The 9208-nt window shown below is 40.2% G+C and carries 10 protein-coding genes; 5 read left to right on the top strand and 5 right to left on the bottom strand.

Annotation, left to right across the window (positions count from 1 at the left end; genetic code table 11):
• Window positions 1–68: 68 nt before the first annotated feature.
• Window positions 69–365 (top strand): hypothetical protein, encoded by a 297-nt coding sequence (locus HMPREF9073_RS00845; protein WP_009412081.1) that lies wholly within the window; start codon window positions 69–71, stop codon window positions 363–365.
• A gap of 95 nt (window positions 366–460) precedes the next feature.
• A complete protein-coding gene (locus HMPREF9073_RS00840) occupies window positions 461–1123 on the top strand; it encodes a hypothetical protein (RefSeq protein WP_009412080.1) in 663 nt (220 codons plus the stop codon).
• 117 nt (window positions 1124–1240) lie between these two features.
• On the opposite strand, the gene HMPREF9073_RS00835 is transcribed toward HMPREF9073_RS00840, so the two are convergent.
• Entirely contained in the window at window positions 1241–1753 is a 513-nt protein-coding gene (locus HMPREF9073_RS00835; protein WP_009412079.1) for a lipocalin family protein, read from the bottom strand.
• A gap of 256 nt (window positions 1754–2009) precedes the next feature.
• Here HMPREF9073_RS00835 and HMPREF9073_RS00830 point away from each other — a divergent pair, with 256 nt between their 5' ends.
• Window positions 2010–2612, top strand: a complete 603-nt coding sequence (locus HMPREF9073_RS00830; RefSeq protein ID WP_009412078.1) for a hypothetical protein — start codon at window positions 2010–2012, stop codon at window positions 2610–2612.
• A 139-nt stretch (window positions 2613–2751) separates the two neighbouring features.
• On the opposite strand, the gene HMPREF9073_RS00825 is transcribed toward HMPREF9073_RS00830, so the two are convergent.
• The gene (locus HMPREF9073_RS00825; protein ID WP_034555037.1) at window positions 2752–3456 is read right to left on the bottom strand and encodes a response regulator transcription factor; all 705 of its coding nucleotides are present in this window, start codon (window positions 3454–3456) and stop codon (window positions 2752–2754) included.
• 88 nt (window positions 3457–3544) lie between these two features.
• On the opposite strand from HMPREF9073_RS00825, the gene HMPREF9073_RS00820 reads away from it, so the two are divergent.
• Window positions 3545–5773, top strand: coding sequence for an FAD-dependent oxidoreductase (locus HMPREF9073_RS00820; RefSeq protein ID WP_009412076.1), 2229 nt, complete (start codon window positions 3545–3547; stop codon window positions 5771–5773).
• Window positions 5774–5797: 24 nt separating this feature from the next.
• Here the strand turns inward: HMPREF9073_RS00820 and HMPREF9073_RS00815 are convergent, their stop codons facing one another.
• The 3 genes from HMPREF9073_RS00815 to HMPREF9073_RS00805 all read right to left on the bottom strand — a co-directional run bounded on the left by HMPREF9073_RS00815 (window position 5798) and on the right by HMPREF9073_RS00805 (window position 8589).
• On the bottom strand, window positions 5798–6964 hold the full coding sequence (locus HMPREF9073_RS00815; RefSeq protein ID WP_009412075.1) for a dicarboxylate/amino acid:cation symporter: 1167 nt from the start codon (window positions 6962–6964) through the stop codon (window positions 5798–5800).
• Between the two features lie 75 nt (window positions 6965–7039).
• Window positions 7040–8215 carry a helix-turn-helix domain-containing protein gene (locus HMPREF9073_RS00810; protein ID WP_009412074.1) on the bottom strand — a complete coding sequence of 392 codons (1176 nt, stop codon included), beginning with the start codon at window positions 8213–8215 and terminating at the stop codon, window positions 7040–7042.
• Window positions 8212–8589 carry a hypothetical protein gene (locus HMPREF9073_RS00805; protein ID WP_009412073.1) on the bottom strand — a complete coding sequence of 126 codons (378 nt, stop codon included), beginning with the start codon at window positions 8587–8589 and terminating at the stop codon, window positions 8212–8214. The genes HMPREF9073_RS00810 and HMPREF9073_RS00805 overlap by 4 nt, the downstream gene beginning before the upstream one ends.
• 118 nt (window positions 8590–8707) lie before the next feature.
• On the opposite strand from HMPREF9073_RS00805, the gene HMPREF9073_RS00800 reads away from it, so the two are divergent.
• The gene (locus HMPREF9073_RS00800) at window positions 8708–9121 is read left to right on the top strand and encodes a hypothetical protein (RefSeq protein WP_009412072.1); all 414 of its coding nucleotides are present in this window, start codon (window positions 8708–8710) and stop codon (window positions 9119–9121) included.
• Window positions 9122–9208: the final 87 nt, after the last annotated feature.

Raw genomic sequence — 9208 nt, 5'->3', positions numbered from 1 at the left:
CAAACGCCCACATAAATAAAACTTTTTGGACACCCTCTTGGAAACCTACTCCCTAAAATCTAATTACTATGCGATTTTTTAGATATTCATTGCTTTTATATAATGCACTCTCTGCTATAGGAATTTTCTTATTAGTGATAGCAGGATTTTTCTATGCAATTCTTATTTTAAGTATTCCTTTATATGCTACCTATAGAGCCTTTACTGATAAAGACCCTGTGATCAGGAAGAGATATACCTTTTCTGCTATTGCTAGTGCTATTACTTTCTTTTTAATAGGAATTCTCGCTCTTATGATTTCCAAAGGTATTCAAAAAGATAGAGAAGAACAGAGATTGCAACAACTACAAGAAACAGTTAAGTAATTTGCTAATTAGCAAATTTGAAAATTAGCAAATGAGTAGTGTCGCCACACTTTGGCAAAGTCCCTACCCCCTGAAACCTAAAAACAATAATAAAAATGAAAAAAACAATTTACACACTTTGCGCAGGCGTATTTGCCTTGCTTACAGTTATCGGCTGTTCTAAATCTGATGATAACGACAGCAAAAAGAACAAGGATAAAAATGATGTCGAAGTTACAAACTTCAACATTCCTAAGGAAGCTAAAGCCATTTTGCCCGACAAAACTCTTACCGAAATGGTTGCCAACGGAATGACCATTCACGAAGGAACTAATCCGCCTAATATCGAGGGTATCTATTTGCTCGACAACCTCAAATTCCTTTACACCAGTGACCCCGACGATCATTACTTTACCAAAGGAGATCCAGCTGCCGATTATAAATATAAGTTTTATGATCAACAAGGAGTAAAGGTAAAATCGAATTACAAAGTACTGAAATTTGGCGTGTTCGACACAGCTACAGGCTCTGGTGCTATCATTTCAGGTAGCGGTAACAAGTTCACCGTTTTCCTAAGCCACGCTGCTAATACAGAAGGTGTAAAGAATAACGATATAACTCTAATTTCAGGGGAACTCACATCTCAAGGTATTAAGAATTTGGTTTATGTGCTAACAGTTACTCAAAAAGATGACAGTAACAATAAAATAATGAAAGTAGGTACCTATCGCATTTTCACTCACTACGAAAGTATCGCTCAAAAAGTAACAGTGTATTAAACCTCAAAGGGGATATTGGATAGGCGTAAATTCGCAGCAAGAAAACAGAAATACCCTTACGGCGACTGATAAACAGCTAATAAAAAAACTTCTCATCAAGAGAAGTTTTTTTATTTTTTAAGGAGCCTTATACTCCATTGCCCTAAGGGCTGCCAATTCTTTTTCGGTAATTCTTTTATAGGTAGTGGTAGAAGGTTTTTTGTTTCCATCTACATCTATATAGGCACCCTCTATCACAAGTTTACCCTCAGTAATGGTAAAATTGGTAGTGCCATTTTTGGTTGTAAAGGTATTCCCTGAAAGCGTATAAGCCAAGAGCTCTTGCTTTTCATAGGTGCAATTGCCATTTCTCTTCTTAAACGAAAGAAGTTCTATTGTCTTTTCAGTAAAAACAACCGTTTCTTTTATTGTACATTCTGAGACTGCCATTGGTTTCCCATCTATGGTAGACGATTCCATTTGCCACACTCCTATGATTTCAGGAGATTTTTGAGGAGGTGTGGGTGTGTCATTATCCTTTATAATTTCAGGAGATTTTTCAGGGGGTGTGGGTGTGTCATTATCCTTGCTTCCACAAGAAGTTACAAGGGTTGCCAGTGCTATAAAAGCACCGAATAAAAATTTTTTCATATTTGTTGTGAATTTTTAGTTTGAGGGTACAAAAGTAAGAATTATTTGTCAATTAGGCAATTTATCAGTTAGTTTTTTACGATATTGGATGTTTTCTTATCAAAAAAAAGTAACTTTTGAGTGGAAATAATCCTATATCAATTATATTTCGGCACTTTGGCAGTAGCACCAGTGTTTGTTAAATTGTTGTTAAAAGATTTGGAGGTATTCTATTAAAAATAGTACATTTGCCTCCGATTTTTTTAAAGAAACAAAAATGAAAAGAACAATCTATGCACTTTGCACAGTGGTATGTGCACTATTTGTAATGACTTCCTGCTCAAAATCCGATGATGAAAAAGGAGGAGGAATAAAAAACAATAATTTTTCTAATGAGGTAACAGCAGTTGCCTCTAAAGACCTTATCCAAAAAATGGCTGCTGGTGGAGCTACTATCTATGGTGGCACAACCCCTCCTGAGGTTAAACTTCCTTCTGGGTTCCTTTTTCATACAGGAGAAATAGTGCTCAGCCATACTACTCTCGGAAGTGAAGAGCCATTGATAGGTAAAGTTCACGATGGCTTCTTTTATAAATTTTACAATCAGAGTGGCTCTAAGCTAAAAGTAGATTATTTCAACCAATCAGGGGGAACTTATGCTGCCAGAGGTGTAGATGCTGTTATTTCTGGAGAAGGGAATAATTTTACTATTTTCTTTCTCAATAAAGAAAGAGATTTAGTTGCCCTTTCAGGTGAATTTACTGGAGATGCAATAAAGGATTTTCAACAATCAGTTATTAATAAAGTAGAAGAGCCTATAGGAACAGTACGCGTTTTCAAAAGCAAAAGTGGCTATGCCGAAAGTACACGTGAATTCTAATGAGCAAATTTGTCAATTAGCAAATTTGTCAATTTACAAATAAATAAAAACTTCTCTTTATCTAAAAATAAAGGGAAGTTTTTTTATATCTATCCTCTAACCCCTGACACCTGTCCCCTGACCCCTAACACCTGCCCCCCTACAAAACCCCTTTTCTCCTCGCGATGTTAATCGCTTCTATAAGGCTTTCGGCATTGAATTTTTCCCGTATATTCTGTCGGTGTCTATTCACTGTGTAAGTGCTGATGAAGAGTTTTTTAGCTATTTCTTTGCTCGAAAAGCCTTGCGAGGCAAGTGTGAGTATTTCCTTCTCCCGTGGCGTGAGCACAAAATCTTCCTCTTCTATTTTTATGGGGATAATCTCCCCTGTGATACAGTGTTTCATTTGCACCCTTACCGGCAAGTTCTCCGATTGGTCAGGGGCAATTTCTATAATGCCTAAGGCGAGGTAATTGTCGTCAGTAACTTCTAATAGTTGCACCTCGTTAGTCACGCGCCCATAAGTGCCATCGGTTGCCATTCCGCGATAGTCGTAAATGTATTTGTAGTGCACTTGTTCTTCTTTGGGTAAGGACGATAGAAACTCATAAATCTTCTCATCTATGAGCTCTTTCATCTCCAAATCATCGGGGTGAATGCGTTGTTTTAGCGGATAATCTTGTATTTCGTTGCTGTCGTTTTGAGGAATATCGTCGTAACCAAAGAGTTTAAACTTATCGGAAATAAAATAGAAATGCTCGTTTTTATCTACTATAAAAACAGCATTATTCCCTATTTTTGCAAGCATTTTGGCATAAGGGATATACTTCTGTGCCAAGATTTCCATAGAGGCTGAGGTGCTCATCGTCAATTAAAAATGGTTATTTTTGCGTATTGCCACACTTGCGCAACCGCCGTAATTTTGCCCCAAAATTAATAATTATTTCTCAAAGATGAAAAATTACAACAGTATTATTATAGGCAGTGGCTTGGGCGGACTCATCGCTGGAGCTACTTTGGCACTCTGGGGCAAGAAGGTAATTGTGCTCGAACAACACTATATCGCTGGCGGTTGTGCCACCGCTTTTAAGCGTAAAGATTACCTAATGGAAGTAGGTTTGCACGAAATCGACGGACTCCACGAAACCGACCCTAAACGTCCTATCTTAGAACTTTTAGGTGTGTTTGAGGAAGTAGAATTTCTAAAAGTACCCGAATTCTACCATTTGAAGAAGCAAAACTTCCAGTGTACTCTACATCACGGGGCAGAAGCCAAAGAAAAACTCATCGCCGATTTTCCCGATAGCAAAGCCGAAATCGAACGCTTTTTTAAACTCATCAATAGGCTTTACGCCGAAATGCGCCGACTCCCCCGTAGCAAATGGCTCAATATATTGCTCTACCCGCTGATGCCTTTCTTGATTCCTACCATCATCAAAACTTCTACAATGAATGTGGGTAAATGGCTGGATGCAAATATCAAAAATGAAGCGCTCAAAAACGTGCTCACGGCTAATTTGGGTTATTATACTGATGACCCTTATAACCTCTCGCTGATGTACTTCCTGATGGCACAAGGTAGCTATCTAAACGGAGGGGGCAACTTCGTGAAAGGGGGTTCGCAATCGCTGTCTAACTACTTGGTGCGATTTATTGAAAAGCGTGGCGGACAAGTGCTTACAGGTAAATTTGTAGAAGAGATTTTGGTGGAAAACAACCAAGCGGTGGGGGTGAGCTATCGTGATACGTTCAACAGTTCGGCAGCTAAACAATCGCTCTATGCCGATACTGTGGTCGCCAATGCTGCCCAACCTATAGTCGCCCAAATGCTCCCCGAGCCTTATCGCTCTAAATTAGTGCAAAAGGTAGCACCTTTAGAACTCGCCAGTTCCTTGCTCACCATTTACTTGGGTTTCAATACCGATTTGAAAAAACTCGGCGTAAACCACTATTCTACCATCATTCAAGGTCAAAACGACTATAAACTGAAAGATGTAAAAGCCGATTCGCAAGGCGATTGGGCTCAAAAATCATTTACTTTTGTGAATTACGGAATGGTAGATGCCCAGTTAGCTCCTGAGGGAAAGACGGTAGGAGTAATTTGTGCCATTGATTACCTCAAAGAATGGGAAGGACTCAGTGAAGCGGAATATCAGCAGAAGAAGGAAAAGGTCGCGCAGTTGTTTTTAGCGCGTTTAGAAGCCGAATTTCCTACTATTCTTGAGTACTTGGAGTATTATGAGGTAGCGACTGCCAAAACGATAAAAAGATACACTTTAAACCCGCAGGGCACCCCCTATGGTTATGTGCAATCGGTGAAACAAACCTACCCTAAACGCGATATGCTCACCACTTCACCACTGAAAAACTTATACTTTGCCTCAGCTTGGGCGCCTTCAGGTGGGGGGTATTCAGGGGCGATTTACAGCGGTTTTATGACGGCAAACAAGATGAAAACCCAAGTGAAATGGCGTAACTACGCACCCTCAACGCTCACCGATGAACGCTGTGTAAAACTCTTGGCCAAAGACCTCATTGCCGATAATACTATCTTGCTCACTTTTGAAAAACCTAAAGGTTTAGAGTATAAAGCAGGGCAGTATGCCGTTTTGCACCTCGATAACCCTCGTTATACCGCATTGGATATGCCTTTGCGTCCGCTTTCAATGGTCTCTCATCCTAAAGATGACACTTTGCAGTTCGCAATGCGCCTCAGCGATAGCAGTTTTAAGAAAAGTGTTGTCGCAATGGCGATAGGTGATACAGCCACGATATTCGCTCCTATGGGTAATTTCACTCTTAAAGGAAAAAATAAGCGCATTGTGTTCCTCGCCTCAGGGATTGGCATTACCCCAGTACTCCCGATGCTCAAAACCTTAGTACAACAGCAATTTGCAGGTGAAGTAGTAGTATTTTACTCCAATAAAACCGAAGCCTCAGCTGCTTTTCACAGCGATTTACAACATAGCACTTTGGCTAACTATACCTATCTGCCTGTGTTCACCGCCACCCAAAAGCGCCTCAATACCGATTTTTTAAAGGAGCATCTCCACACCCTCACCGATTGTGAGTATTACATCGTGGGAACCCATAGCTTTACCAAAGCAATGCAGGAACTCCTTCTCAACGAAAAAGTCCCTGCAGCGTTTATTTTTAAAGATGATTTTGGTTCAGCTTCCTGACCCCTGACCCCTGATACCTAACCTCTATCTCCTATCCCCTCTCTTCGCAATTTTATCAACAATGAGTGCTACAGCACCGTCGCCAGTAACGTTGCAGGCAGTGCCAAAGCTGTCCATAGCGATGTAGAGAGCGACCATCAGTCCTTGCAAACTTTCGTCAAAACCGAGGATAGTGTTCAGCACTCCTAAGGTCGCCATAATTGCCCCTCCAGGAACACCAGGAGCAGCAATCATCACCACGCCTAACATCAGTATAAAGCCGGCAAAGAGAGAAAAATCGTAAGGTACCCCTTGGAGCATCATCAAGGCAAGGGCGCAAGCAGTGATTTTCATTGTACTCCCCGATAGGTGAATGGTGGCGCAAAGCGGAATGACAAAGCCTGCGATGCGTTGTGAAATCCCTAATTTTAGCGATTGTCGCAAGGTTACAGGTATGGTAGCTGCCGAGGATTGAGTACCCAAAGCAGTGGCGTACGCAGGTAGCATTGTACCCAAGGCTTTGAAAGGATTCTTGCCCGAAATACCCCCTGCAATAAGATACTGAATGATGAGCAAGCAAATGTGCATTGCAAAGAGGATAACGATTAGTTTGAAGAACACCTCCATTATAGCCACCACTTGTCCGCTATAAGTAATTTCAGCAAAAATACACAAGATGTAGAAAGGTAGTATAGGGATAATAGCTTTTACAATCAACCATTTGATAATATCGCCAAACTCGCGTATCACATCGGTGAGTTTAGATTCTTCGTTGAATGATAAACCTATCCCTATGATAAACGAGAAAACTAAAGCACTCATCACATCGGCAAGTGGGGGCATTTCAATCGTAAAATAAGGAGCAGATTTCACACTGTTTTCAGCAAGAGAAGCGAGTTGTTCGCCTTGTAAGAGTGAAGGGAAGATAGCCTCGCCCACTAAATAAGTAGAAAAACCTGAAAATAGCGTAAAAACATAGGCAATCCCTACCGTGATGAGCAATAGTTTACCCGCATTCTTGCCTAAATCGGCGATAGAAGGCATAATGAGTCCCATCATAATCAAGGGGATAGCAAACTTGAGAAAATTGCTAAATAATGATTGAAAAGTGAGAAGTATGCGGTATAACCATTCTGGTGCATAGTTACCGAGGAGTATCCCTAAAAGAATACCACAAATCACCCTCACGAGAAGATTGTTGAAGATTTTCATAACACAAAATGTTTTTATAATTATTTGAAAGCGACAAAAGTATAAAATAATTAGCGAATTAGCAAATTTTACCTCTCAGCTTAAAAACTCACTTGGGGTTTTACCTTTAAATTTTTTAAAAACCTGATTGAAAGAAGATTTAGAGTTAAACCCCGCCTCAAAGGCAAGTCCTAAGAGGTTAAAACTCTTGTCGGTATCTTTTTTAGCCAAATCGATAAACTCTTCCACGCGGTAGCTGTTCACAAAATCGTAAAAATTCTTTTCTTCGTATTGGTTGATAATTTGCGATAGGTGATTAGGCAGTACGCCTAACCTTTCCGCTAATTGTGCTAAAGAGAGTTTAGGCTCAAGGTAAGGTTTTTCAGTTTGCATTAGTTGTAAAAGCTGTTGGTGTAGTTCGGGCGCTTCTTCAGCTTTCAAGCCCGATTTGCGATACTCAGGCGCTTTGGTTTCCTCTTCAAAATTATTAAAAATCTCTACTTCCTCCACCTCGTCAGCCTCATCCACCTTGTCAGCTGTATTAACTGCACCACTCGCACTAAAAATCCCCTGATAGCGTATGCCCCAAAAGCCAATTGCAAAAATAAATAATATAAACAGCGCAAAGGCTATGATTTCTATATTAAATCCTGTGTCTATTTCTAAAGAATATTCCACCACATACACCGTTACCAATACAGCTACAATAGCCACAAAACCTAACAATAGCAACTGCAACCACTGCAAGCTAATCCCCTCATTATAGCCAAAATTCTCACCTATCACTCGCTCATAGTGGTTAATTTTCCGATAAGCTAACACAAAATACACCCCACTCACCACCACAAAAGCAATGAACGAAAGGGTAAAAAACCACTGATAATCACTGTGATAATCAGCACTATCAGTTATTGCCTTTTCTTCTGCCGAATAGCCAAATAAAAAGGGGAACATCGCTATATAGCCTACTACAAAGGGCAGGAAGTGCAAAGTGTCGCGCCAATGGAAGCGTTGGTCTTCACGCGCACACACCGATACGTACAAATACAGAAAAGGCGCAAAAAGCATCGGGAAAGGATGGGTAACTCCTACCAAATGCGGGTATTTCTCCCAATAACCCAGATAGTGCAGATAGTAGTTCAACAGGTAAACACCAATGCACATAAGCCATACCCCCAATACCTTGTCAGACAACGATGGAGATTTTTTAGAAAACAACAGTATCGCCAAGAAAAAGCACAAAAAGATGCCAATAACAAAAAGACTACTCATAATCCACTAAACAAATTTACAATCACCGAAAATGTGCGCCCTCTAAAGTAGCTATCTCCCTTAAAAGGAATGGAGTATCCCCAGTAAAATTCGATAGTATTCAAGAGTGTAATCCCTACACGAGGTGTTATTGCTTCAGTATTTACCGAAACACCCGCCCCTACAGGCAAGATAAAGAAGGCATCGGCACCTGCAGCAGCCAAACCACTGGCATCTACATCTATACTATTGAGTGAAGCACCTACAAAAACAAAACTCTTGCTGCTGTTAGTATGTGTGTAAGCAGTGCGTATGCCCCATCTGTCAAGAGGTTCCATTAGTTGCGCTTCTGCCCACAAAGGCAATAAAAACAATAAGAAGACAAATAATTTCATAAACTACATAATTTATGGCAAAGGTAAGAATATTTTTCTATCTCCTTGCTTTTTTGCTCATTATGTAATACCTTTGCATTGTCTAACTACTAACAACTAACAACTAAATAATAAAACAATGAAAAGAACAATTTTAACACTATTGATTGCACTTGCTATTGTAGCTTGTAGCAAAGAGGACATTAAGAAAATGGAAGGCAAAGTAGATGTAACTCTCTACTTAAAAGACACCAATGGTGCCCCTCTAAAAAATTGGGTAGTCTACGCCTACGACCAGTGGGCTTGGGAACACAAAGGTGGCTCAAAACCCACTTTCCACGCCAAATCAATGGCAACCGACGATGAAGGAAAAGCAATTTTCACCCTCAGTGTAGATAAATTTGAAGAGCGTGAAGTGTATCATTTTGTAGTCTATTACAACCAAAACAAGCAGAATCTTTCAGGTGATGATGTGACTGAAAACACTTTGAAAACCAGCAAAGCCGTTACCCTCAAATCAAAGGACAACGCCCCTATTACATTACAGTTGTAGGTGTCAGGTGTCAGGGGATAGTGTCCGCCTTGTCCGCCTCCTCATTCACTCAATAAAATTAAAATATGACTATAACAAACATCAATC

The organism is Capnocytophaga sp. oral taxon 326 str. F0382, assembly GCF_000318295.1.
Taxonomy (GTDB): Bacteria; Bacteroidota; Bacteroidia; order Flavobacteriales; family Flavobacteriaceae; genus Capnocytophaga; species Capnocytophaga periodontitidis.
Note: the sequence above shows the minus strand (reverse complement) of the source record. Positions and strands in the feature narration are given on the sequence as shown.